Source organism: Sphingobacterium sp. UBA3519 (genome assembly GCF_002377215.1).
In the GTDB taxonomy this organism is placed as follows: Bacteria; Bacteroidota; Bacteroidia; order Sphingobacteriales; family Sphingobacteriaceae; genus Sphingobacterium; species Sphingobacterium multivorum.
In genome coordinates, this window is sequence record NZ_DFPI01000009.1 from 1 (window position 1) to 24311 (window position 24311).

24 protein-coding genes are annotated in these 24311 nt (G+C 41.1%); 16 read left to right on the plus strand and 8 right to left on the minus strand.

Going from position 1 to position 24311, the window contains the following annotated elements; genetic code table 11:
• Positions 1-144: 144 nt before the first annotated feature.
• From B3297_RS03685 to ygiD, 4 genes are all read left to right on the plus strand, one after another.
• Positions 145-405, plus strand: a complete 261-nt coding sequence (locus B3297_RS03685; protein WP_286777187.1) for a hypothetical protein — start codon at positions 145-147, stop codon at positions 403-405.
• 326 nt (positions 406-731) lie between these two features.
• Entirely contained in the window at positions 732-974 is a 243-nt protein-coding gene (locus tag B3297_RS03690) for a hypothetical protein (RefSeq protein WP_159333286.1), read from the plus strand.
• Positions 975-1182: 208 nt separating this feature from the next.
• On the plus strand, positions 1183-2016 hold the full coding sequence (locus B3297_RS03695; RefSeq protein WP_070565951.1) for a helix-turn-helix transcriptional regulator: 834 nt from the start codon (positions 1183-1185) through the stop codon (positions 2014-2016).
• Positions 2017-2153: 137 nt separating this feature from the next.
• A complete protein-coding gene (ygiD, locus tag B3297_RS03700) occupies positions 2154-3011 on the plus strand; it encodes a 4,5-DOPA dioxygenase extradiol (RefSeq protein WP_201638708.1) in 858 nt (285 codons plus the stop codon).
• On the opposite strand, the gene B3297_RS03705 is transcribed toward ygiD, so the two are convergent.
• Positions 3008-3139: a hypothetical protein gene (locus B3297_RS03705; protein WP_262886174.1), complete on the minus strand. Its 132-nt coding sequence runs from the start codon at positions 3137-3139 to the stop codon at positions 3008-3010. The two genes, ygiD and B3297_RS03705, sit on opposite strands and share 4 nt — an antisense overlap.
• Before the next feature lie 76 nt (positions 3140-3215).
• Here B3297_RS03705 and B3297_RS03710 point away from each other — a divergent pair, with 76 nt between their 5' ends.
• From B3297_RS03710 to B3297_RS03720, 3 genes are all read left to right on the plus strand, one after another.
• Positions 3216-3515 carry a SelT/SelW/SelH family protein gene (locus B3297_RS03710; RefSeq protein WP_286778451.1) on the plus strand — a complete coding sequence of 100 codons (300 nt, stop codon included), beginning with the start codon at positions 3216-3218 and terminating at the stop codon, positions 3513-3515.
• 67 nt (positions 3516-3582) lie between these two features.
• Positions 3583-4419 (plus strand): bifunctional transcriptional activator/DNA repair enzyme AdaA, encoded by an 837-nt coding sequence (locus tag B3297_RS03715; RefSeq protein WP_286778452.1) that lies wholly within the window; start codon positions 3583-3585, stop codon positions 4417-4419.
• 22 nt (positions 4420-4441) lie between these two features.
• Positions 4442-5053, plus strand: coding sequence for an alpha-ketoglutarate-dependent dioxygenase AlkB family protein (locus B3297_RS03720; protein WP_286778453.1), 612 nt, complete (start codon positions 4442-4444; stop codon positions 5051-5053).
• Between the two features lie 123 nt (positions 5054-5176).
• Here the strand turns inward: B3297_RS03720 and B3297_RS03725 are convergent, their stop codons facing one another.
• Positions 5177-7057 (minus strand): M1 family metallopeptidase, encoded by a 1881-nt coding sequence (locus tag B3297_RS03725; protein WP_286778454.1) that lies wholly within the window; start codon positions 7055-7057, stop codon positions 5177-5179.
• A gap of 196 nt (positions 7058-7253) precedes the next feature.
• On the opposite strand from B3297_RS03725, the gene B3297_RS03730 reads away from it, so the two are divergent.
• From B3297_RS03730 to B3297_RS03745, 4 genes are all read left to right on the plus strand, one after another.
• Positions 7254-8564, plus strand: coding sequence for a BamA/TamA family outer membrane protein (locus B3297_RS03730; RefSeq protein WP_070565961.1), 1311 nt, complete (start codon positions 7254-7256; stop codon positions 8562-8564).
• A 107-nt stretch (positions 8565-8671) separates the two neighbouring features.
• Entirely contained in the window at positions 8672-9469 is a 798-nt protein-coding gene (locus B3297_RS03735; RefSeq protein ID WP_115046863.1) for a hypothetical protein, read from the plus strand.
• Positions 9470-9487: 18 nt separating this feature from the next.
• Entirely contained in the window at positions 9488-11557 is a 2070-nt protein-coding gene (locus B3297_RS03740) for a TonB-dependent receptor (protein ID WP_115046861.1), read from the plus strand.
• A gap of 9 nt (positions 11558-11566) precedes the next feature.
• Positions 11567-14884 carry a DEAD/DEAH box helicase gene (locus B3297_RS03745; protein WP_070565968.1) on the plus strand — a complete coding sequence of 1106 codons (3318 nt, stop codon included), beginning with the start codon at positions 11567-11569 and terminating at the stop codon, positions 14882-14884.
• Between the two features lie 60 nt (positions 14885-14944).
• Here the strand turns inward: B3297_RS03745 and B3297_RS03750 are convergent, their stop codons facing one another.
• The gene (locus tag B3297_RS03750) at positions 14945-15241 is read right to left on the minus strand and encodes a hypothetical protein (RefSeq protein WP_286778455.1); all 297 of its coding nucleotides are present in this window, start codon (positions 15239-15241) and stop codon (positions 14945-14947) included.
• 290 nt (positions 15242-15531) lie between these two features.
• A complete protein-coding gene (locus B3297_RS03755) occupies positions 15532-16017 on the minus strand; it encodes a hypothetical protein (RefSeq protein WP_286778456.1) in 486 nt (161 codons plus the stop codon).
• A gap of 130 nt (positions 16018-16147) precedes the next feature.
• Between B3297_RS03755 and B3297_RS03760 the strand changes: the two genes are divergently transcribed.
• The 3 genes from B3297_RS03760 to B3297_RS03770 are packed head-to-tail and all read left to right on the plus strand — an operon-like array spanning position 16148 to position 19251.
• Positions 16148-16594, plus strand: a complete 447-nt coding sequence (locus tag B3297_RS03760) for a MarR family winged helix-turn-helix transcriptional regulator (RefSeq protein ID WP_083295940.1) — start codon at positions 16148-16150, stop codon at positions 16592-16594.
• Positions 16595-16642: 48 nt separating this feature from the next.
• A complete protein-coding gene (locus tag B3297_RS03765; protein WP_083295941.1) occupies positions 16643-17704 on the plus strand; it encodes an HlyD family secretion protein in 1062 nt (353 codons plus the stop codon).
• Between the two features lie 2 nt (positions 17705-17706).
• Entirely contained in the window at positions 17707-19251 is a 1545-nt protein-coding gene (locus B3297_RS03770; protein ID WP_286778457.1) for an MFS transporter, read from the plus strand.
• Here B3297_RS03770 and B3297_RS03775 read toward each other — a convergent pair whose 3' ends face one another.
• On the minus strand, positions 19252-20001 hold the full coding sequence (locus B3297_RS03775; protein ID WP_115046855.1) for a class I SAM-dependent methyltransferase: 750 nt from the start codon (positions 19999-20001) through the stop codon (positions 19252-19254).
• Between the two features lie 17 nt (positions 20002-20018).
• Positions 20019-20717, minus strand: coding sequence for a RadC family protein (gene radC / locus B3297_RS03780; protein WP_070565979.1), 699 nt, complete (start codon positions 20715-20717; stop codon positions 20019-20021).
• A 163-nt stretch (positions 20718-20880) separates the two neighbouring features.
• Here radC and B3297_RS03785 point away from each other — a divergent pair, with 163 nt between their 5' ends.
• Both B3297_RS03785 and B3297_RS03790 read left to right on the plus strand, forming a co-directional pair.
• On the plus strand, positions 20881-21339 hold the full coding sequence (locus B3297_RS03785; protein WP_046671802.1) for a peptidylprolyl isomerase: 459 nt from the start codon (positions 20881-20883) through the stop codon (positions 21337-21339).
• A 26-nt stretch (positions 21340-21365) separates the two neighbouring features.
• A complete protein-coding gene (locus B3297_RS03790; protein WP_075993972.1) occupies positions 21366-21770 on the plus strand; it encodes a DUF5606 domain-containing protein in 405 nt (134 codons plus the stop codon).
• Between the two features lie 67 nt (positions 21771-21837).
• On the opposite strand, the gene B3297_RS03795 is transcribed toward B3297_RS03790, so the two are convergent.
• Both B3297_RS03795 and murA read right to left on the minus strand, forming a co-directional pair.
• On the minus strand, positions 21838-22770 hold the full coding sequence (locus B3297_RS03795; RefSeq protein WP_286778458.1) for a hypothetical protein: 933 nt from the start codon (positions 22768-22770) through the stop codon (positions 21838-21840).
• Positions 22771-22898: 128 nt separating this feature from the next.
• Entirely contained in the window at positions 22899-24224 is a 1326-nt protein-coding gene (murA, locus tag B3297_RS03800; RefSeq protein WP_070565984.1) for a UDP-N-acetylglucosamine 1-carboxyvinyltransferase, read from the minus strand.
• Positions 24225-24311 lie beyond the last annotated feature (87 nt).

The window sequence follows — 24311 nt, forward strand, 5'->3', positions numbered from 1 at the left end:
TTAAACCCTTCTTTTTTTCAGGGTTCCTTCTTTCGAAGTAACCGTCCCTCCCTTGCGGAGTGGTGCAAAGATAGGGAGTTTATAAACAAACTTCCAAGCCTTTTGTTCTTATTTATTTCATTTTATCCTTAACTACCTGTAACGGTGCGAGATTCTTTTTGTAAAACAGGTGGTCGGAAGGCTGGGAACGTCGGCTCCGGGACAGAATGGGGCCGAAAAGTGGTTTTGGCGTGGACTTCGTGGGAACCGGGACTTGATACAGGCTCTGCAGGGGAAACATGGGGGGCCTGGAAATTGGATCGTACCGCGGACATCCACGGAACCGGAACTTGGTGCAGCTCCGCAGCGGAAACATGGATGGACATTGTATTGTTCGATCTTCCTAAGCCCGGGATCACTTTGTAGCCCGCTCGGCTCAATGCCCAATTGAAGATGGTGCGCACCGGCGCAGCAGATGGACGGGAACGGGAAGATCGCAGAACTCAGCACTCCGGATACCTTCTTTTGCAGCTATACTTTCCTACCTGTTTACTTAGGTTTAGTTTAGGTTTTAGTTAGGTTTTGTNNGCTCCGGCTGCTGACAAAGGTCTGCAGGAACCTCCGACTACCCTCCCAGCCCTGCTTCGTACCATGGTCGGGGCAGATTTGCCCTGCAACCGTGTTCTGTCCGTGTTGAGTCCGTGTTGAGTCCGAGTCTAAGCCCGCACTCACCCCGCTGCCAACACGGGCAAATGACGCTCCGAACGCGACCATATTCCCTGGATGCCCCTAAAAAAGGCCAACGCCAATCCGAACCGCAGCCGAAAAATTCCGCAGCGACGCTGCAACACGAAAATAACTCGGAAAAACACGCTATAAAGACAGACAAAATAACGATTCAAGGGTTCACATCAGACTGGGGAATACCTCAATTTAACGATGAAGCGGAGCAGCCCTTGCTTCGGAATACCAACTCAAATGAAAAACTAGCATAGAAACGGATAAACATATAAGGATCTATATTATAAACTAGCCAACATAAAAAATGTACCGCCAACCATCAAAGCCTCATTTGGGCACAGTATTGGAAAATAACATAGATTCAAAAGTCAATAACTGTAAACTGCCGGTAGGACACTGCGAATAGCCAATATGCAAACGAAACCGTATATTCGTAAATAGCAAATTAAAATTTCCCTTATTTTGAACGGACTTTTCAAAATTTACAAAGTTGACGCCGATGAGGCACTGCGCATACAACAATCCAAAAACGAAATACACCAACATGATTTCGAGGAACTGATTATTGGTGTGGCAGGAAAACTCGAACATTTTATCGATTTTAAAACAAAAACCTACACCGCTCCATTTATAAGTTTTGTCACTCAGGGCAAAACGCACCGTGTGAAACCTCTTTTGCACAACAATAGCATTGAATTTTGGGTCATTCGATTTAAAAGTGAATTTATCCCCGAAACAACTTTCCAACTTTATACCCACTTTCATGAAAATGCGACATTGACCTTCGCCAGCCCCAACTGCTTCGGGAGATTGATAGTCTTGTGTGAGCTAATGCAGCAGGAATGCTTACAACATAGCGTAGACTATGCGGTTATCAAGCAGCTATTGAGCACCATCTTTACCATGATTGAATCTGAACGAAAAAGGCAATTTCCAGACAGCCAACAGCAATTGAAAAATCAGAGTACAACGTTCACAAGCTTTCTATCTATACTGGAAGAGAACTACCGCCGTCCTGAAGGCGTTAATTTTTACGCGGAGAAGCTTTTTATGTCGACACGAAACCTAAATTTAATTTGTCAGAGCATATTACAACAAAGCGTTTCTGAGATTATCGAAACACGGAAACTTATTGAAGCAAAAAACCTCTTGTTGACAACGACTAAAACGATCTCGGAAATTGGTTTTGAACTCGGTTACCAAGATAAAGCCTACTTTACCAATGTCTTCAAAAAGAAAGCAGGCATGACGCCTTCGGAATTTAGAAATGAAATCCAAAAACTTATTTCCGAATAGCGTATAACAGATTTCCGAATAGTACAACAGATTGACAGGATAATGATACCGCCTAGCCAAGCCCATCCCCTACCTTTGTAATAAAAATTGACGCAGTCACATCATATCAAATGCGTAGAAAGGATTTTATTAAAATTATGGCAACATTAGCATTAGCTGGAGTAGCTCATAAAGCAAACTCTTTATATAAATTTTCCGAGGAACTGGAGGCAACGGACAAATTTCCGGTCTTATTTTTAGGACATGGAAGTCCCATGAACGCCATAGAGGACAACGAATTTGTCCGGGGATTCAAAAAAATTGGCCAAACTTTCGAAAAACCGAAGGCGATTCTTGTTGTCTCGGCACACTGGGAAACACGTGGAACATTTGTCACAGCGATGGAGCATCCCGCCACCATTCATGACTTTGGCGGTTTTCCTCAGGCGTTATTTGATGTCCAATACCCAGCTCCAGGCAGCCCGGCTCTCGCTTTAGAAACACAGCGTATCGTAAGCAAAACAGACGTTCATCTCGACGACAAATGGGGGCTGGACCATGGATCATGGTCTGTAGTCAAACACCTATACCCTGATGCAGACGTGCCTATTATTCAAATGAGCATCGATTACACACAATCTGCAGCATACCATTATGAAATTGCACAGCAATTAAACACGCTAAGAAAAAAGGGGGTACTCATTATCGGTAGCGGCAATATGGTGCACAACTTACGGATGGTCGCCTGGGACAAACTCGATACGGCAGGCTATGCCTATGAGTGGGCTACTATAGCCAATGAAAAAATGAAGAAATTTATTCAGAACGGCAACCATCAAGCGCTCATCGATTTCAGAAAACAGGGCAAAGAGTTCGACTTGGCAATTCCAACTCCTGAACATTACCTCCCTTTAATCTATACCTTGGGTTTACAGGAGAAAAATGATGAGTTGTTTCTCTTCAACGACAATTCAGTGGCTGGATCGCTGACCATGACTTCTTTGAAAATCGGTTAAGCCTCCAGCATACCTGTCAGGAATATCCAACAATGCCAGCCCATTCCATTAACTGAGAAAAAGGCCAATGGAATGGTCTTGTTGTATACAGGACTCCGCTGAGTTGGAAATAATCTCGAAATTTCCATGACAAAAAGCGTTAGGATTGCAGCGCTAGGATTGATAAATTTGTTTGAAACAAAACAACGTACTTGAACTTAACTCATGGCAACAAAACCTGTTATTGAAATTGAATATTGTCCAAAATGCAATTGGATGCTGCGCGCCGCCTATATGGCGCAGGAGGTACTGAGTTCGTTCACGGATGAGATCCATGGAGTGATGCTGGTTCCCAGCGAAATTGCAGGCCGTTATACCGTACGGGTAGCGGATCAGGAGATTTTCGATCGAAAAAGAGCGGGTCGATTCCCCGAAATAAAAGAACTCAAACAGCTCATCCGAGATCTAATTGCACCAGATAAATCCTTGGGTCATTCGGACAAATCTCCTTCATCCAACATGTAATTTAGCATAAATCGGATTTTAAAGACTTCTTCTTATTAGCAATTTTGTATAAATTAAATGAACAATCATGACTACTCAACAAGAAGTAGATTTTCAACGTATCGCCAAGGCCATACATTTCTTACAGGAAAACTTTAAGACGCAACCTACATTGGGTCAGATCGCTTCTCATGTTTACATGAGTGAAGCTCATTTTCAACGCATGTTTACCGCATGGGCTGGTACAAGCCCCAAGAAATTCTTACAGTACGTAAGTATAAATCATGCAAAATCATTGCTCAAGGAAAGTAATATCGCCGAAACCACCTATCAACTTGGTCTTTCCAGCAGCAGTAGACTTCATGAGCTATTTATCAATATTGAGGGAATGACTCCCGCTGAATATAAAAATGAAGGCTCCAATCTATTGATTTCCTACGCCTATTATCAGAGCTTATTCGGCACAATGCTAATTGCATCCACTTCAAAAGGTATTTGTCATATTGCCTATGCCGATGACAACTTAACAGCTTTTGACACCCTTCAACAACGCTTTCCGAACGCAACATATCGACAACAGGGAGATAGCATGCACGAGAATGCACTCAGCGCATTAAATCCCCAAGACAAAGATATCCGCCAGGTAAAATTACATTTAAAAGGCACTGATTTTCAATTGAAAGTCTGGGAAGCTTTATTAAAAATCCCTATGGGTAACTTAAGTACCTACGGTGCTATCGCTTCTCAAATCGGAAACCCCAAAGCTTCCCGTGCTGTCGGCACAGCTGTCGGTAGCAATCCGATAGCTTACCTTATCCCCTGTCATCGTGTTATACAAAACAGCGGTATATTTGGTGGTTACCGATGGGATCCATTGCGGAAAACAGCGATGATCGGATGGGAGACTTTGCATACGGCTATTTAATAAACACACACAATACGATAAAATGGAACTTTTCGACAATCTCTTCGATGGCAATAGAAATCTACTCCCTTACGATGGGACTGTCAATTATTATGGTAAAATACTGCCTCCACAGAAAGCAAACCACTATTTTGATAGACTCATGGACTCGATCGAATGGGTAAATGACCGTGCTATTATTTTTGGAAACGAAATCGTCACCAAACGAAAAGTGGCTTGGTATGGCGACCAGGCTTTCGAATATAGCTATTCCAACACCACTAAAAGGGCGCTTCCCTGGACAAAAGAGCTTCTTGAGCTGAAAAAGATTGCCGAAGAACAAACACAGGAGACGTATAATTCCTGCCTGTTGAATCTTTATCACAATGGCGACGAAGGAATGGCCTGGCACAGTGACGGTGAAAAAGACCTTAAAAAAAATGGAGCAATTGCTTCTTTAAACTTTGGTGCTGAACGAAAGTTTGCCTTTAAACACAAAACGAGCAAAGAAAAAATAGACCTCATCTTGGGCCATGGAAGTTTATTGGTGATGAAAGGTCTTACACAAACGTATTGGTTGCATCGGCTTCCACCGACAAAAAAAGCGTTCAGTGCACGAATTAATCTGACATTTCGAAGCATTGATCAGCTGTAGTCTTACAGGCCCAAGGTACGGCTTACAGGAATGGACACCTATTTGTAGGTAAACTTCACAACAGCATTCAGTCATTAATCGTGTCAACCTTTTCAAACATAAAGGCTGACACGATCGATCGGGTTATTTAATAACGTCCCAGCTGTTGTCCTTGGCTGTGTAATCCATAAAAATCCCTCCGTCCAAGGTAATATTTTTCACTTTTTTAGTCGAAGTCCACGTCAGGATTACCTGTATTTCATTGTGTTGCCAAATTGACGGAGTTTGATGTTTTGTCTCCACCGATCCATCCGTATAGGTAATCAACACATCAAACGGAATTGCAAATCCCCCAACATTAGTGATCGTAAGTGTATTTTTACCGGCAAGCTGTTTAAAACCATTCACTTTAAGGTCGATGTAATTATTGGTAAAATACCAATTTTTCCAATACCAATTTAAATTTTGCCCAGCTCCGGCGTTGATGCTGTAAAAGAAGTCCCAAGGCGTCGGATGCTTTCCATGCCATAGCTCCATATAATGATGTAGTGCTTTTTTAAACAGTTGATCGCCCAGATAATCCCGCAATGCAATATAAGACAACGCGGCCTTGATGTAAGCATTGTTACCATAACCTAAACCACTTAACTGAGAGGTCATCGTAATCAGGGGTTGGTCTTCTTCTGTAGAGGGGTCAAAGATATAACGCTTTACACGGGCATCTTTGAAAAGTTCTTTATTTTTTTCGGCACCAATCTCCGCATTTCCGATCCAGAATTCCAATGCAGTAGCCCAACCTTCATCCATATAACCGTATCGCGTCTCATTGATACCCATGTAAAAAGGAAAATAAGTATGTGCAATTTCATGGTCTGCTGTTTGCCGTGCATCCACAAGATTATCTGGAACACTCGAATCGTTGATCATCATCGGATATTCCATATCTGCAAATCCCTGAACGGCTGTCATTGTTGGGTATGGATAGGTGACACCAGGCCAATTTTTAGAAAACCAGTCAATGCAGTATTGTTGCCAGACAATGTATTGTTCAAAATCTGGCGTTCCGGCGACATAACAAGATTGCACACTCACGCGCTTGCTTCCCAAATCTACACTCCCCCCGTCCCAGATATAATTGTCACTCACGCTGAAACAAAAATCAGGTACGTAGCTTGCTTTGAATTTCCACGTATTCCAGGCTTCTTGTGCTGTCACTTTGCCCGATTTCATTTCGGCATCTGTCGCGATATGTATTGGGGTATCGCTGACTTTTGATTTTTCGAAACGGTCCAGAATAGGTTTCTGCAGTACATCAGCCGCATTGGTCAATTCGCCTGTCGCCCAAACAACAAAGTTCTTCGGAACGGATATCTCAAATTGATAATCGTTGAAACCATTGTAGAATTCTTGTCGGCCATTATGTTCCAGAAGATCCCAGCCATTGTAATCGTCGTATACAGACACACGCGGATAAGAGTAAGCACAATAAAAGGTCGAAGCATTCAATAGCCCTTCACGGTCGCTTTCGACAGATAACGGATATTCCCAGCTAATGTCCAATGTTGCAGTGCTTCCCGGAAGGATTTTCTGCCCAAAATCACCTAACTTCACCGTTCCCCAGTCCTTGCTGTTTACGTCGTAAACTTGACCATTCAATTTAAACGATTTAATCTTTAGGCCCGAAGTCAGGTAATCGTCCGAAGCGTATGCCGCACGTACCGCATTAGGTCTGTGCACATTGTTCACAAATCGGATAGCCAAGCGTTTCAATGTATCAGGACTATGGTTTGTGTACAGAATAGTCTCTGTTCCACTCACCATCTTTGTAGCCGGATCCAATTGCACCCGCACATCATACTTTCCAAAATTCTGCCAATAGTTTTTTCCCGGTATGCCCGTTGTAGTACGGGTCCCCTTTGCGATCGCTTGCTGAATATTCCTTGGGGTATACAGTTCTTGTGCATGAGCAGCCCCTGTCAATAAAAGCAACGTCAATCCGTAATTCAATATAGTGCGTCCTATCATATCCTAGTTTAAATAATCAAACTAAGATAAATTTGCTGTGATTTGCAAGTTTAATTCTCCAGCTTCGCAAGAAAAATAAACTTCTCCAACACAATACCCTATTCGCATTTGTTCAACCATCAAAAAGACAGGCTCCAAGTGCCGGAGAAAACATTTTATTTTTTTTTACGTTTAGTTTTAAGATAAGCCCGAATGTATGCATCAACTTTTACGTTATAACGATTTCTTCCGATACGCTTTTTTAGGAATACTTTTAATTTCAATCCCTACACTCCTTGCAGCTCAAAATGATGTGAAAGCAGACTCTGTTGCACAGTACAAACAGCAGCGTGACTCTGCCTTGGCTAGTCAATACGATATATCGGATCTCATCGGAAGAATAATACATCCCAAACGAAAAAAGGAACATGCAAGTAAACGTTCTCCCATCACCTTAATGCCCAACATTGCCTACAACCCAACCATTGGTGGCCAGATTGGAATCAAGGCTGTCGCCGGGAAAGTACTAGGTGATCCCAAAACAACCACCATGTCGATCGCAGCGACATCCGCCTCGATCACCACGAAAAATATTATGGTCTTCTATATCAGCCACAATGTATTTACTCCGAACAATAAACTAAATTTTCAGGGTGCTTTTGCACTTGTCAAAATGGTGGCTTTAGACGCAGGGCTGGGCATGACTCCCCATGGAAAATGGAACAATGCCGATGAAGAGATTCTTGCCAACCCCGACCATAAGAAATACGGCGCAAAATATAATGCATTTACATTTAATGAAAAAGTCTATAAACGCATCGCCGACGGGCTATTTGTTGGGGCCGGACTGGCGTTTGACTTACGACGGAAAATAACCAGCAGCGGCCCGAATGGCAACGTTACGCCCAACACCATCTACACCGAAAAACATGGCTTCGAGCCCGACAGTTACAATTCCAACGGCCTATTGCTCAATATGCAATATATGACCAGAGACAATCCCAACAGGCCTTACAAGGGTATATATTCAGATATCGGTGTGCGATGGAACACAACGCTGCTGGGTAGCAGCAAAAGTGCAGTACAGCTTACCACCGACTTTCGCAAATACTTTAGTCTATCCCAGTCCGACCCAGCTCATGTACTCGCCTTCTGGTATTGGGGTTCCTATAAACTTGGTGGTACTCTGCCCTATTTTGATCTTCCAGGAACAGGAAGGGACGTAGCCGTCAGAAGCGGCCGCGGTTATACCATCGGTTATTTCAAAGGAATTTCTTTCGGTTATGCCGAAACAGAATACCGCTTCCCAATTTTAAAGAATCGCTTTTTGAGCGGAGCTGCTTTTTTTAACCTACAGACTGCCAGCGACGAACTGGGCACCAAACTTTTTGAAAGGTGGCAACCTGGGGGTGGTGCCGGGTTGCGAGTTCTCTTTAACAAAGCAACACGCACAAATCTATGTCTGGACTATGCCTTTGGAAAATATGGTTCCCGTGGTTTCTTTTTGGGGCTGAATGAAGCTTTCTAATTCCAGGCTGCGGCAGCTTTCTTTGCCATAAAATAACTAAATTAGCCGATGTTATTGCTCTTTCGCTGCATGAAGAGTGACTGCATAAGCATTGACGATACTTCATCATGAATTTAAAAACCTTTTTTCTATACATTCCATTATGTTTAGGTCTCGTTTCCTGTCATCAGGCAAAGACGCCAACACCAACATCAACGAAAAGTGAAGACCAAAAGAAAGAACAAGTAGCCCTTCCTGCCTCCGCGTCGCTCCCATCGGATACGTCGAGCTACGATAGCCCGCGTTTTGAAGGCAGGGTAAAAGAACAAGCGCAGCAGTTAATGGAAATGAATGATGCCGGCCTCTTCGATAAACTTCATCAGAAGTTAACGACAACACTACCGGCGGACCAGAAGGATTATTTTCTTAGGCATCCTACCTTAGATGTTTTAGCGATCACCAAAGGGAATATCTTTGAAAATGGTGCCGATGACCTTGGGTATATTGTGTACAATAAAGATAATCATCGCATCGAAATCATCCTATTGGATCGTAAGAACAATACATTCAACACACTGTATAAAGAATTAAAAGTTGTCAATACCCTTCAAAATTTGGATTGTTCATCCAGCTTTGGATCGCTCGATTATCTTGTTGCTTCCGAACTGATTTACCAAGAGGATTATATTCGCCTAAACAATTCAAATTACCTGATTGACGACAACTCCTTTGAGGTGACCGATATTTCTACGAACAAAAACTTCGATTTGCAGCAGGGCTGTCTGAACAAAAACATCGCAAAAGATGCCATGGCCAACAGTCTTTGTGTACCGACCAGCTCCGTATACGCGAATTTTCAATGCTTAAAATACAATAAGAAAAAGCAGATTTTTGAAATTTATTTCAGTCAGGAATTTGCAGACTAAGCCGAACTAACCCGAACAATGAAAAGATATTACCTACTTGCTACCCTTGGTTTATGTAGCAAATTATATGCGCAAGAAGTGGATACTACAACTAATCGGCTAGAGCAAGTCGAAGTTAAAGCCTACTTCAATAAACAACCGCTCTTGCGATTGACTTCTTCTGCAGCTGTGTTAAGCAACCAAGCGATCCAATCCCAACAGTCGCCCTCTTTTGTTTCGGCAATGAACAGGGTACCGGGTTTACGGATGGAAGAACGTTCTCCTGGAAGTTACCGGCTTGCACTCCGCGGGAGTATGATCCGTTCACCTTTTGGTGTTCGCAATGTTAAAATCTATTTGGACGACTTTCCGCTTACTGACGCCGGCGGGAACACCTATCTTAACTTGCTCGATCCCTATGCAATCGAGCAAATCAATATCTTGAAAGGTCCGGACGGATCGATCTACGGGGCCAATTCAGGCGGTATACTCTCCTTATATAGTAAAGGATTTGATCAATCTGCAAAACCTGAAGTCAATCTCCAATTAACGGGGGGCTCCTACGGTCTTTTCCAGGAACAGCTCAATGCAATATTACCTCTCAGCCAAACTCAGCAACTTGCTATCAATCAGAGTTGGACGAGAAGTGACGGTTATCGCCAAAATTCAGCCTTAAACAAAAAGAATATCCAGCTCAATTACAATTGGCAATATGCAAAAACATCCGAATTAAAATTCACGGGGCTCTATTCGGATCTCGGTTACCAAACTCCGGGAGGGCTCACCGCAGCACAAATGGAAAGCGACCGCAGGCAAGCCCGGCCAAAGGGCGGACCAAATCCTGGTGCTGCTGAACAAAAAGCAGCAATCTACGATAAAACATTCTTTGGTGGACTGAGCAACCACACGCATCTCAGTTCTAAGATGACCTTATTCGCCAGTGTATTTGGTTCATCCAATCAGATCAAAAATCCCTTCATCACCAATTACGAGAAAAGAGATGAAAAGAATTTGGGAACGCGCCTGTATTTATCTTATGTCGATCTGTTGAGCCAAGATTTAAAATATGAAGTACAACTGGGCTTGGAAGCGCAAAAGGGATGGTATGCTATTGACAATTATGACAACGCCCAAGGTGTCGCTACCGATCCTCAGGCCAAGGACAAATTGGAAAACAGTCAGCAATCATTTTTTGCACGCACCCAACTGGAATGGCTAGAGCGTCTCCAGGTAGAGCTGTCGCTCGGATTAAATGAGAATAAAATTGGCTACCAGCAACGTTATCCTGTCGCACAAGAAAACAAAGAAAATATTGATTTCGGGAGTACATGGATGCCACGAGCAGCACTATCCTATTTGATCACTCCAATGCTTGCACTTAGAGCATCGATTTCTAAAGGTTTCTCTGCACCAACTGTTGCTGAAGTCCGCTCGTCAGACAATACAATTAATACGATGCTGAAACCAGAAACAGGTACAAACCATGAATTTGGGCTTCGTTGGCATTTGTGGAATCGCCGGATTATTTTAGATGCAGCGGCCTACACGTATCAAATGAACAATGCCATTATCCGACAGGTACGGGATAATGGTGCTGAATATTTTCAAAATGCGGGTAAAATAAACCAAAAGGGATTGGAAGCCTCGCTATTCATGTATTTGATTAGGCCTCAAACAACCGGTATGGTCCGTAGCCTACAGCTGACCAGCAATTTTTCCTTCAATGACTACAGTTTCAAAACCTATCAGGTAGGCGACAAAAACTATAAGAACAATAAACTCCCTGCAGTTCCTAAAACAGTATGGGTAAATTCGTTGAATATACTTTTCCCGAATGAATTCCAACTGGATCTTCTTTCCAATTTAACAGCAGCCATACCACTGGATGATGCAAACACTGTTTATGCCAAACGGTATCATCTTTTGCAAGCCAAATTATCTTGGAGCAAATCTGTCTGTTCACGGCATAAAATCAGGCTTTTTGTTGGGGCCGACAATCTGCTCAATGAAAAATATAGTCTTGGAAACGATATCAATGCTTTTGGAGGACGGTATTTTAATCCTGCCCCTTTACGTAATTATTATGGCGGAATGAGTTTTAATTTTTAACCAAGCATCATGGAATTCCATCAGTATACATTGACCGATATCGATTTCACCAAGGTGAGCCGTTATTCTTATTTTCCTTGGATGGACCTGACACTGGCCCATTTTCAGGTCAATGCGATGGAAATGGAGGTCAATCAGGCAACTTTTCGGGTACTGGAGAATTATACCGATTTTGAAGTGATGATCATCCATACGTTGCCCACAACAGCCGTCTTTTGCAATTGTCCACAAACAGGATTCTGCCGTCATCAAAAGGCGGCTTTAGGTAAACTATTTACACAGGAGAATTGGCTGGCATTTTTTGATCACAACCGCTATCAGCATCTCCTCAAGAAGGTTGCGGCACAATATGGACTGGAAAAGGAATCGTCTTTAGAAAACTATTTTTCAGCCCAGATCAAAGCAGGGAAGCTTGAGTTTCTATTAAAAGACAAACAGCTAACCTCCATTGATGACTTTGATCTAGTGGAGGAATCTCTTATCCCAAAAAAGGTCAAGACGACGGCCGAACAGCAGCATTATTTTGTGGTGTTAACGCGCAACCGGTACTACAAAAATCTACAAATACTCCTGTGTCAAGCTCCAATGACGAAATCCGGCCTACCTAAAAATCCGATTTCCGCCAGTGAGAGCCAGTCCCGTATCTGGCAAAGCAGCTCGATTGAGGAAATGCAATTTTACACCGCTGTTTACCAATTTTCTCAAGCTGTACAACAGGATATCGAAATCAGCTCCAGTCTGAAGGCGGTTGCAAAAAATCCGTTACACCTCGATTTTTATCTGCATGACTATGAAAAATCCGACAATATAACAGCCTCCACCTTATCGCCGGTTCAATTTAACCTAAACAAAGGTGAAATTAAGCTCTTCATTACAAAAAAAGGTGCGTTTTATACCATTCAAGGAGAAATTCATATTCATACGATAGCCTACAATTTACAGGATTTAGTCGTTCTTTTGGACCATTTCATTCTCATCAAAAATCAGCTTTTTCTGATTGAAAATAGATTTCACCTCAAGTTGATCCGTTTGTTTGGCAACAAAGGTGAGCAATTGTTGATCCATCAGCGTAAGTTCGAAGAATTCAACAGGTTGTTTTTGGAACAGATAGCACATTCCGTGGAGTTAAATTTTAAAGATATTCCCAAAGCAAGCAAGCCACAGTTGAAGGAAAATCTGTATTATCAGGACATGCAGCCATTTTTGTTTCTGGAAGAATCGGAAGATTTTGTCAACCTTATTCCTGTCATGCGTTATGGTGAGGTCGAAATTCCTATTTTAAGTAAGCGGAATATATTTGGTACAGACAGCAAGGGTACACAATTTTTGGTCGATCGGAAACGTGAAGCTGAAACAAAAGTTATTTCCCTGTTACTGAAGCAGCATCCCTATTTTCAGGAGCAAATGGATGAAGGAAGCTTTCAGCATTTTTATTTGCATCGCAAATACTTTCTGGACAGTAACTGGTTTCTGGATGCTTTTGAGGAGTGGCAACATCAGGGTATACAGATCATCGGATTTAATACGTTACGTGGAAATAAATTAAGCCGGTTTAAAGGGAAAATACATGTGGAGGTCCTCAGTGGACAAAATTGGTTCAACGCCAATATACAGGTCAAATTTGGCCCCAAAAGTGTCTCCCTAAAAAAACTTGAAAAGGCAGTACGGAACCGCTCGCAATTCATTACCTTGGATGACGGCACCCAGGGCATTTTACCGCAACAGTGGCTCGATAAATTTGAAGCCTATTTTAATGCAGCAGAATCGATAGCTGATGATTTCATTGAAATTCCAAAATACAAATTCAATGAAATCGATCAACTATTTGATCAGGCGGAGCTAGACCCTATCGTGTTGGCGGAGCTCAGCACGTTGAGAAAGCAGCTCGCTAATTTTTCTTCGCTATCCGAGGTCCAGCTACCTCCAACTTTTGTCGGAAACTTACGCCCTTATCAGCAACAAGGACTACAATGGCTGCATTTCTTGGATGGGCTTAATTTTGGTGGCTGTCTTGCCGATGATATGGGACTTGGCAAAACGATCCAAATATTGGCCTTTCTGGCTACTCAAAAAGCAAAGGGACAATCTGCACCAACATTACTTGTACTTCCCACGACCTTAATTTTTAATTGGCGGCATGAAATCCAGCAATTCCTTCCATCTTTCCAGACGTTGGTTTTAGATGGTCCAAATAGAATGGAAAAAGGGATGCAGTTTGAACAATATGACCTTGTTTTAATTTCTTATCACAACCTGCTGACGGATATCAATATGCTGAAAAAAATAACCTTCAATTATGTCATATTGGACGAATCGCAGCAAATCAAAAACCCGGATTCCCAGCGATACAAAACGGTAAATTTATTAAAATCAAGAAATCGCATTATTTTAACAGGAACTCCTATCGAGAATAATACGATGGATCTTTATGCCCAGCTTTCCTTTATTGTGCCGGGGCTACTAGGAAGCAAAAAATATTTCAAAGATGTCTATACGACTCCTATTGATGCTTTCCATGACCGCAAGAGAAAAAAAATGCTGAAAGAGAAAATAAAGCCTTTCATTCTCCGTAGAACAAAACAGGATGTATTACGTGATCTTCCTGCAAAAAATGAACTGATCCTTTACTGTGAGATGAAAACCGCCCAACGGCGAATTTATGATCTTTATGAAAAAGAGTTTCGGGATTTTATCTCAGCCAAAGATGGCGATGAAATCAAGAAAAGCCCCATGCATGTCCTAAAAGGTCTAACAAAATTGCGTCAGATATGTAATTCAAGCAAACTTCTCCAAAACGAAGATCTGACTACCGCTGCGGACTCTGCCAAAATCGAAATGCTTATCGAGCAGATTCAGCATAAAAAAGACCAGCACAAAATGATCGTGTTTTCACAGTTTGTCAGTATGCTCAACCTGATTAAAGAGGCTTTGGATAAACAGGGGATTCGCGCGTTGATGCTCACGGGCCAGTCCAAAAATCGAGGTAAATTGGTTAGTGACTTTCAATCCGACAAGGATATCCCCGTTTTTCTGGTTAGTCTAAAAGCCGGTGGTACCGGACTTAATCTTACCGCAGCCGATGTAGTGTACCTGGTAGACCCCTGGTGGAATCCTGCTGTTGAACAACAGGCGATCGACAGGATCTATCGCATGGGGCAACAAAAGACGGTTACCGCTGTTCGATTAATCAGCCCTAACACGGTCGAAGATAAAATTCAGACCTTACAGCAAAATAAAAAGGAAATTAGCAACAGTATTCTGGATGAGGGCGGAAGTTTAGATGCCTTTTATCTCGACAAAAGCTATTTGATGAATTTGCTACGCTAAACTATTGAAATNNATCGATCGATGTCCCCTTTTTTGATATAATTCGTTTTCAGCTGCTCTTTATTTTCTGTCAGAAATGTACGTTTTGTTACCATTTCCGTTGATATAATATTTGCCACCTTTTGGACCGAGATATATTGTATGGCCGTTGTATTTTTCACTTGTTGCTTTATCAGTTGTTGCTACGGCATCCTTTTTAACAGCAGTGGCTTGTTTTTCAGCTTTAGCACTTTCTTTTTTCACGGCTTTTTCCTTCGCTTCCATTGGTGCTGCTGGCGCTGTTTTTGTATCAGCCATCTTTTTCGTCTGCGTTGACTTTTCCTTGACCGCAACTTCCTTCTTCGCTGTAGCTTTCACCGGCGCTGCCTTCGTTTTCGTTTCGGCCTCGTTGGCTTTAGTCTTTACTTTTTGTTCAGACTTTTTGGCTTATTTTTCCATTTTTTTAGGAGCCGTTTGTGCATAGGATTGTCCCAATCCGACTGCAGCGATCAAAGCTAATGCAGCTGTGATTTTTTTGAAACGATTTATTGCTTTCATAACCCAATTGTTATTTAAATAATTGTAAATAAAAGCACAATACAAATGCCATATTTCGATTTAATTACCTGAAAAAATATTTTTTACAAATTTTTAACTTAGCCAAGGAATTATTCGACAACTTGTTTTCTAAATTTCGAATCAATTATATATTTTATCCCCTTTGCATCTATAAATACGGGCTTTCCATGGTAGTGCTCATTGCTCCTTCGATCAATGGCAACACGATACCGGGTGGGTGAACTAGTGGAGCTGTAGGTTATATTTCCAACCGATTCTCCAGGGCTCACGATTACTTCCGAACCTTCATATACGCGCTCACTCACCCTGCCCGTAAAACGCTGTTTTCCCGATGACGTTTTTACTTTCTCCTGCTGTTCCGGCCCTTTATCGATTGGCGCAACGTCTAAGCTCATCACATCTATCTGAGGGCTTAAAGGGAAGAATGGATCTACCCAGCGATATACAAAATGATAATCAGTCTCTAAATTATTAAAAGCATGCATTTGCTGCGCTCTTACAACACTTATCCCGCCTCCTAAAATCAGCAGTGGCAGTAGGCAACGTCTAAAGAAGATTAATTCAACTCTTAACATATCTTTTTTTCCTTTCGTTTAGGTGCTCCCAAATAAAATGCCATCTCTCTCTAAAGCATTCATCTTTAACACATTTTTAACTAAAGTAATTTAGTTTGATATTTAACTATTTTATATTTAACTTTGTACTATGAAAAACGAATCCATGAATCCAGTAAAACCCTTAGTGGATAGTATCATTGCTTTGCGAACGAGCTTAAAACAATACTATATCCAGAAAATAAAGGAACAGCAATTGGATATCACCTATGAAATGTTACAAGTATTGGCAGCACTGTGGAAAAAGGAGCAAATGAATCAGCAAGATATAGCCACAGCAATACAGAAGAACAAAGCAAGTGTCACTCCGCTGATCGATAATCTTTGTAAACGGGATCTGGTTAGACGCGTCAGCGATCCCAATGACAGGCGAAATAATTTAATCGAATTAACGGTAAAGGGAAACGAATATAGGACATTATTAGACCCTGTCCAACAAGACCTCTACCGTGTGATCCTGCAGGAGATATCAGAAAAAAAAGTATTGGAAATTACAGAAACTCTCGAAAAATTGACCGCAATTATTGATAAGCAATAGTATCGGGAGCCTTGATTTTCAGAAAAAAAGAAGATAAATAATTGAGTCATGAGCAATTCAACATTAAGTGAGAAAGAAATAAAACGAAGGCGGAAGATATGGATCATCAACATCCTATCTGCAGTCGTCATTGTGTTTACCATTATCTGGGGTATCTTAGTCTTTTTCCACATCAACGAATCTGTTTATACAGATGATGCCCAGGTAGATGCCCATATTACCCCTATAAATTCGCGTATCAGCGGTTATATCAAAGCAATTCGATTTGATGAGCATCAAAAAGTTCACAAAGGCGATACACTCGTCATTATTGATGATGCGGAGTACAGAATTTTATTACAAAATGCACAAGCCACTCTTGCCGATGCCAAAGCAAGTAAAACTATATCGCAATCTGGAATTGCCATTGCCAGCAATAGTACTGCGATAGCAAATGCCAATATCGATGAGATGAGAGCCCGGCTAGATAATATGGAATTGAATTATAGGCGTTACGAGAGTCTGGTGAAAGATGAAGCAGTAGCGCAATATCAATTCGATCAGGTAAAAGCAGATTATGAGGCCATGTTAGCCAAATATAAGGCACTTTTGGCGCAAGAGCGTGTATCGAAACTTAACACACATGAGTCTGAACAGAAGCTGTCGGTCAATGATGCCTCATTACTAAAGGCCGAATCTGCGATTGATCTAGCCAAGTTAAACCTTTCGTATACGGTTATCACGGCACCGTACGACGGTGTATTGGGACGGCGGACGATTGAAGAGGGTCAATTGGTGCAAAACGGTACGCCATTGGTCAATATTGTACGTGATGAGCAGAAATGGATTACCGCAAATTATACCGAAAGTCAACTAAAAAATATTGCCCTCGGGGCAAAAGTCAACATTGAAATTGATGCATTGGCCGGGAAGACATTTGAAGGTGAAGTAGCCGCCATATCCGAAGCAACAGGATCTAAGTATTCTGCTGTTCCGGTTGACAATTCTACGGGGAACTTTGTTAAGGTACAACAGCGCATTCCGGTTAGAATTAATTTTACAGCATCCAATACCCCAAAAGATCTCGCCATGCTTCGCGTAGGTATGAATGCTATCATACGTATTAAATAATCATGAAAGATCGTATATTCAGAGATTGGTTGAGTTCAGGTTGGGAATTGTTCTTTCTGTTTGTACTCAATATTTTATTTTCGTTCAATAATGGAATCCCAACATCCATTAACACGTATGTCATGAATGGATACGCCGGTATCACTGCAGATCTGAGTATGGCTACATATTGTTATTATGCAGGAATGGTATGTGCCATACCACTGGTATTTAGGTTGTTGAAATTATTTTCCAAAAAGACGATATTAATTGTATCTATCTTCATTATCCTCGCTTCCAATGCGGTTTTGGAACATGCTAATAATGGTGTTAACATCTGTATGGCCACATTTTTTATCGGGAGTGCCAAGATTATTGTCACGATGGCTATCATTGGGGAAATGATCCCTTTTCTCATGCCACGTGGAGAACGGTATCAATTATATGCAGTCTACTACCCCATGACAATGATCATTCCTGCCTTGGCAAGTTATGTATCTGTTCTATTTGCAACACGTTTCTATTGGGAAACTGTCTTTTTATTTCAAAATATACTACTTGCAGTAGCGTTGTTAATCTGCATAATCTTTATGAAATCGTCAGATTTTAAAAAGGTACCGCTGTATCAATATGACTGGTTTGGAAGTATTTTACTTTGTATTTCATTATTGAATTTTGCCTATTTCAGCACATATGGTCTGACACAAAATTGGTTTCATTCCAGGTTTATTTTGGTCACCGGAATCGCATCGCTCTGTTTTTTTATACTTTTTATAAATAGAAGTGTACTAATCCGAAAATCACTCTTAAATTTTGAAGCCTTTTCAACACGGATTCTGCCTATCTCCATTGGAACAATTTTTATTTTCGGCATTTTTTATAGCTCGACCTCGCTGTACTCCTCCCTTTTGGGAATTACGCTTGGTACAAACCCCTTGGAAGTCGCCGAAATAAATACCTATGTAATTCCTGGTTATATGATCGGCGCAGTAATCGCTTATATTTATTTCAAAATAACAAAGAAATGCAAGTTCATTTTGGCATTCTCCGCAGCGTGTTATGCCCTATCTTGCTTTTTCTTTGCAAGGATTATTGACCAACATACAAACTCGGCTTTGTTCTATCTCCCTTTGACATTAAGAGGAATGGGCGTGATCACTTCCTACATTGGAATAGGCGTATATATGGCCGGCAATATTCCCAGTAAATATTACCTCTCTGGCTTAGTATTTTTGATTCTTACACGTTCATTTTTGGTGCCTGTAGTCTGGTCAAACATCATTGCCAATTGGTATTACCACCTACAGATCCTTAATGCCAATAATCTTGCTGGTATAATCGATCGAACAAATAGCTTGGTGCTACAAAGAGGAAATATAATGAAATCGGTCCAAGTCCAAGCCTCGCTACTATCCATACGCGACGCCTACTCCGGGCTATTTATTATCGGGGTAATCCTAACGTTATTCATCTTAATCTTCCCTTTTCATTCTTCGCCTATACGAAGAGTTTTCGACTGGAAGAGAAAAAATGCAACGAAAGAAGCTTTGCAAATTCCTATTTCTTAGTTAACTGTTATAAATTTCAGTAATATACTTGAATACGATACGCTCAGCGATTGCGTACTTATCGAAAAGTGTACGGAGATCGTCATAGAGCGTTTTGTTTTCAGCCTGCTCTTTTGGAAAATAGGATGATGAACGTACTCTTCCCAAGAACGACCGAAGATCCAATATCTGTTGGTTTGGCAAGGTTATTTTGATCATTGGACGTGGTGAAAAAAATTGTTTGAGATCATCGTCACTGATATTTTTGTGACTGACAGATTGATAGCTTGGTATATGGCTGAGCAGAAAATCTTCGTATTCCTGTTGAAAAGCGTCGTCCGGATCACGCTGGTTCCAAACCAACACAATATGTCCATTTTCGGTGAGGATGCGGGCGAACTCCCTTTTACATGCATCCCGATCAAACCAATGAAACGATTGACCCGCAAAAATAAGATCGACACAGCCAGACTCAATGGATGTACTTTCGCCGGTGGCATTCAGCGCGATTAAATTCCGATAGGTTTTAAAATGATGCAATAAAGATTCACGCATTTTCCGATTGGGTTCAACAGCAAAAACGTCATTTCCATTTTCGAGAAAAAGTTGCGTAGATAGCCCAGTGCCACTACCAATATCGGCAACCAACCATTTTTTATCCAGCCCTATCTGTTCTTTAAGTACTTGAATAATCTCTTTTGGATAACAAGGTCTAAATTTCTCGTAATCGACAACCCGGTCTGTGAATCTATCAATACTGTTTTTGTTCATACTAAGAATTACTGTAACTAGTCGATTATACCTTCGTCTTTAAAACTATAATAGCCGTTATCGGTAAAGATTAAATGATCGGCAACTCTAATATCCATAATTTTAGAGGCTTCAACAATTTTTTGCGTCAGAATTTTGTCAGCATTGCTGGGATACAAGGTGCCCGATGGGTGGTTATGAACTAAAATAATGGCATGTGCTTTAAGGCTGAGTGCGGAGCGTAAAATTATCCGGACATCGACCGGCGTAAAATCATTACCACCACGGCCGATGAGCTGTTTGTCCAATATTTTATACCCCGTATTCAAATACAGAGTCCAAAACTCTTCATGAGGCAGATCCTGCAGGATGGGTTTCATCAAGTTGTAAACGAAGCGGCTGCTATTTACCAGCTTTCGTTCTTCTGCAGGCAGGTCGTTTTTGCGGCGGGCGAGCTCCAATGCCGCAATAATGGCGATGGCTTTTGCTTCACCTATCCCTTTATATAGGCTCAGTTCCGAGACCTCCATCATCGAAAGGGTGTGCAGGTTATTTTTGACATCAGCCAATATGCGTCGACATAATTCGACAGCACTTTCATTTTTGGAACCAGAGCCGATCAGGATAGCCAATAATTCGGCATCTGTAAGCGCCCTACGCCCCTGGCTCAATAGCTTCTCTCTCGGGCGGTCGGCCTCTGCCCACTCCCGAATGACTAGTTTGTACGGATTTGACATCTAAAGTTAATTATAATTGGCTAGCGTACATAAATATACAAAAAATAGCTAATTAATATCCTGAGAAATACACAATCTATCAATTAAAAAAAATTGGCAATCGCGATTTACTTCACATTTCACTCTGAAACGTTATCTTTGTATTTCATAAAAATTTTTGAATATGAGTAAAGCGATTATTAAAACAGAAAAAGGCGACATGACTGTGGAGTTCTACACAGCTGATGCTCCAAATACAGTAGCCAATTTTATCAAACTTGCTAAATCAGGATATTATGATGGATTGGCATTTCACCGTGTGATCCCTGATTTCGTTATCCAAGGTGGATGTCCAAATTCACGTGAAGGTGCTGCTGGAATCCCTGGAACAGGTGGACCTGGTTATAAAATTGACTGTGAACTAACAGGCGAAAACCAATACCACGATAGAGGTGTATTGTCTATGGCTCATGCAGGTCGTAATACAGGTGGTTCGCAATTTTTCATCTGTCATAGCCGTAACAACACTGCGCACTTAGATCGTAACCATACTTGTTTTGGAAAAGTAATCGAAAACGTAGACATCGTTGACGATATCAGACAAGGTGACCGTATTTTATCAATTGAAGTTATCGAAGATTAATTCTTGGAGATTTAAATAATATTAAAATGAATTTAAGAGCATTAGTATCCGTAACTGGTAAACCAGGATTGTTCAAATTGGTTGGACAAAATAAAGGTGGTTTTATTCTAGAAACCCTTGATCAAGCAAAAATTAAAACTGTAGTAAGTTTATCTTCTACAAAAATGGCGACTTTGGAAGATATCACAATCTATGGTGAAGAAGAAGAAATTCGTCTATTGAATATTTTTGAAACAATCAAAGAGAAAGGCATCGCTCTGCCAGATACAAAATCTGATGGCGCAACATTAAGAGATTTCTTCCGTGAAGTAGCTCCTGGCCATGATGAATCACGTGTTTATTCTTCGGATATTAAAAAGGTAATCACATGGTACAACATTATCAAGGAATTCCCTTTATTTGAAGAAGAAGCACCTGCTCCTTTAATGTAAACTTTTACATATAGCCCAAATAAAAAAGGAGTTGATCATGTGATCAACTCCTTTTTTATGGTGTTTTCTAATGAAACACGACATCAAGTACATTTTTTTCGATGCTGTTTTGATCTTTGACCCCGTCAAGTTTAGCATGTGCATTTGTAACCTCAAATTCTTTGGGTTCAAATTGCTTTTCGACGACAGCTGTGGTTGTAAAGCGCAATAGGGAATTTTCATCTTCATTGAGATAGGCATCAATTTCAAGAATCCCTTCATTTTCATCAAACACATAAGGATGCAACACATTGATTCCTTTCGGAATACGTGGACTTTTCCAGACAACAAATTTAGGGAGCGTCTTATCGCTTGCATCAATTTTATTGTAAATAGCCTGCTGACAGGTAATTCCGGCAATTACTTTTGTTTTTCCGGTCTTATCGATCATATACTCTTTGGGATTTATGCGTATCTGCACTTTCGCCAATCCATTAAGTCTCCCTTCAGGATAGTTCAGCCCTACATGGATAGCCTCATTTTCGCTATTTGCTAGAAAAACCTCGCCTAAGCCTTTGTTATAATTCACATAATTTTCCAGGCGGTAAGTCAGGCCTTCAGCATTCGATTTTGCTTGCTGTTGATCAAATTTAATTTCCATCTTGCGTAAAGGAACAAGCATCAGCTCCATGCGCTGCAGGGGATTTTCAATATCAAAGCTATCTTTCTTTATCTGTTCCGCCTGAGGTAGTGCGGATATCGCTTTCCACAATGCAGCAGGTGAACTATCATTGGTCAGATTCATCAACTTGATCAGTTCAGCAAAAGGCATATTAGGAAAAGTAACTTTTTGTACGATTACCGCAGCATTGATCCGTTTAGAAGAGCGGATATCCGTTGTTGTATTTGATTCTTCATGTAGCTTAACCTCTTTAGGTGTAGAGGATTGACAATTGTGAAAAAGAAGCACTATGCCTAATAATGGGAAAACTAAGGCGTACTTTTTTAGATATTTTTTCATATCTATAGCTGTTTAAATGTAGTATAGACAAATTTACCTTATTTGACGCAGATATCACAAAAAAAGCCCCAGAATTTATATCCGGAGCTTCTTTTATCTTACACTAGCACATAGGCTATTCGCTTTAATTAATGACCTTTTGGTTCGGCATCGATACGTTTAATATCTGCTCCTAATTTACGCAAGCGTTCTTCGATATCTTGATAGCCACGTTCAATCTGTTCGATATTGTGGATCACAGATTTTCCTTTAGCAGATAGGGCTGCAATCAATAAAGAAACCCCGGCACGAATATCTGGCGAAGTCATCTCAATACCTCTCAGATGATGTGATTTATTCAGTCCAATAACGGTTGCGCGGTGCGGATCGCACAAGATAATCTGAGCCCCCATATCGATCAATTTGTCCACGAAGAACAAACGGCTCTCGAACATTTTTTGGTGGATCAATACGTTTCCTTTTGCCTGAGTCGCCACAACAAGTACGATACTTAATAAATCGGGCGTAAAACCTGGCCAAGGTGCATCTGAAATCGTCAGGATAGATCCATCGATAAATGTATCGATTTCATACGATTCTTGCGCTGGAATAAAAATATCATCACCGCGTAATTCAAACTTGATGCCTAAGCGCGAAAATACAGATGGAATAACACCCAGTTCTTCAAAACAGACATCTTTAATGGTGATTTCTGAACCTGTCATTGCTGCAAGGCCGATGAAAGAACCTATTTCAATCATATCAGGCAACATGCGGTGTGAAGTTCCCCCCAGACGCTCTACGCCTTCGATGGTCAACAAATTAGATCCAATACCGGATATTTTAGCCCCCATGCGATTCAACATCTTACATAGTTGTTGTAAATAAGGCTCACAAGCAGCGTTGTATATCGTTGTTGTCCCTTTTGCCAATACAGCAGCCATCACGATATTTGCCGTACCCGTTACAGAAGCTTCGTCCAAAAGGATATAACTTCCTTTTAACTCCGTTGCATCAACGTTAAAAAAATGGGTAGTCGCATCGTACACAAACTTAGCACCCAATTTTTCAAAACCCAAAAAGTGGGTATCTAATCGTCTACGTCCGATTTTATCACCCCCCGGTTTCGGAATAGCGGCTTTTCCGAATCGAGCCAACAAAGGACCGACAATCATGATAGAGCCACGCAACCCACCGCCTTTTTCTTTAAATTCGGGTGACTGGAAATAGTCTATATTTATATCTTTAGCTTCAAAAACGTATGTGTCCTTATCTATGCGATCAATTTTAACACCTAAAGCAGCCAATAGATCGATCAACTTATTGACATCCTTAATATCTGGGATATTACTGATGGTCATAGGTTCTTCTGTCAGTAAAACTGCAGAAAGGATCTGTAAGGCCTCATTTTTTGCTCCTTGAGGAATAATCTCTCCCTTTAACGGTTTTCCACCGATTATTTCAAATGCGTTCATTTATATATAAGTGATATCTTCTTAGTGTCATACCCCTGTTCTTGTATTTGTCTCGGGATATTTAGCCTTCCGCCCAACATACCGGGA

Excerpts from the sequence above, each read along its gene's own strand:
- B3297_RS03790 (WP_075993972.1), top strand. The coding sequence starts at position 21,366 with ATGAATTTAAGAGCATTAGTATCCGTAACTGGTAAACCAGGATTGTTC.
- B3297_RS03705 (WP_262886174.1), bottom strand. The coding sequence starts at position 3,139 with ATGGAAATTTCGAGATTATTTCCAACTCAGCGGAGTCCTGTATACAAC.
- B3297_RS03720 (WP_286778453.1), top strand. The coding sequence starts at position 4,442 with ATGGAACTTTTCGACAATCTCTTCGATGGCAATAGAAATCTACTCCCT.
- B3297_RS03690 (WP_159333286.1), top strand. The coding sequence starts at position 732 with ATGACGCTCCGAACGCGACCATATTCCCTGGATGCCCCTAAAAAAGGC.
- B3297_RS03730 (WP_070565961.1), top strand. The coding sequence starts at position 7,254 with ATGCATCAACTTTTACGTTATAACGATTTCTTCCGATACGCTTTTTTA.
- ygiD (WP_201638708.1), top strand. The coding sequence starts at position 2,154 with ATGGCAACATTAGCATTAGCTGGAGTAGCTCATAAAGCAAACTCTTTA.
- B3297_RS03765 (WP_083295941.1), top strand. The coding sequence starts at position 16,643 with ATGAGCAATTCAACATTAAGTGAGAAAGAAATAAAACGAAGGCGGAAG.
- B3297_RS03735 (WP_115046863.1), top strand. The coding sequence starts at position 8,672 with ATGAATTTAAAAACCTTTTTTCTATACATTCCATTATGTTTAGGTCTC.
- B3297_RS03775 (WP_115046855.1), bottom strand. The coding sequence starts at position 20,001 with ATGAACAAAAACAGTATTGATAGATTCACAGACCGGGTTGTCGATTAC.
- B3297_RS03745 (WP_070565968.1), top strand. The coding sequence starts at position 11,567 with ATGGAATTCCATCAGTATACATTGACCGATATCGATTTCACCAAGGTG.
- B3297_RS03755 (WP_286778456.1), bottom strand. The coding sequence starts at position 16,017 with ATGTTAAGAGTTGAATTAATCTTCTTTAGACGTTGCCTACTGCCACTG.
- B3297_RS03725 (WP_286778454.1), bottom strand. The coding sequence starts at position 7,057 with ATGATAGGACGCACTATATTGAATTACGGATTGACGTTGCTTTTATTG.
- B3297_RS03760 (WP_083295940.1), top strand. The coding sequence starts at position 16,148 with ATGAAAAACGAATCCATGAATCCAGTAAAACCCTTAGTGGATAGTATC.
- B3297_RS03795 (WP_286778458.1), bottom strand. The coding sequence starts at position 22,770 with ATGAAAAAATATCTAAAAAAGTACGCCTTAGTTTTCCCATTATTAGGC.
- B3297_RS03740 (WP_115046861.1), top strand. The coding sequence starts at position 9,488 with ATGAAAAGATATTACCTACTTGCTACCCTTGGTTTATGTAGCAAATTA.
- B3297_RS03770 (WP_286778457.1), top strand. The coding sequence starts at position 17,707 with ATGAAAGATCGTATATTCAGAGATTGGTTGAGTTCAGGTTGGGAATTG.
- B3297_RS03715 (WP_286778452.1), top strand. The coding sequence starts at position 3,583 with ATGACTACTCAACAAGAAGTAGATTTTCAACGTATCGCCAAGGCCATA.
- B3297_RS03785 (WP_046671802.1), top strand. The coding sequence starts at position 20,881 with ATGAGTAAAGCGATTATTAAAACAGAAAAAGGCGACATGACTGTGGAG.
- radC (WP_070565979.1), bottom strand. The coding sequence starts at position 20,717 with ATGTCAAATCCGTACAAACTAGTCATTCGGGAGTGGGCAGAGGCCGAC.
- murA (WP_070565984.1), bottom strand. The coding sequence starts at position 24,224 with ATGAACGCATTTGAAATAATCGGTGGAAAACCGTTAAAGGGAGAGATT.
- B3297_RS03710 (WP_286778451.1), top strand. The coding sequence starts at position 3,216 with ATGGCAACAAAACCTGTTATTGAAATTGAATATTGTCCAAAATGCAAT.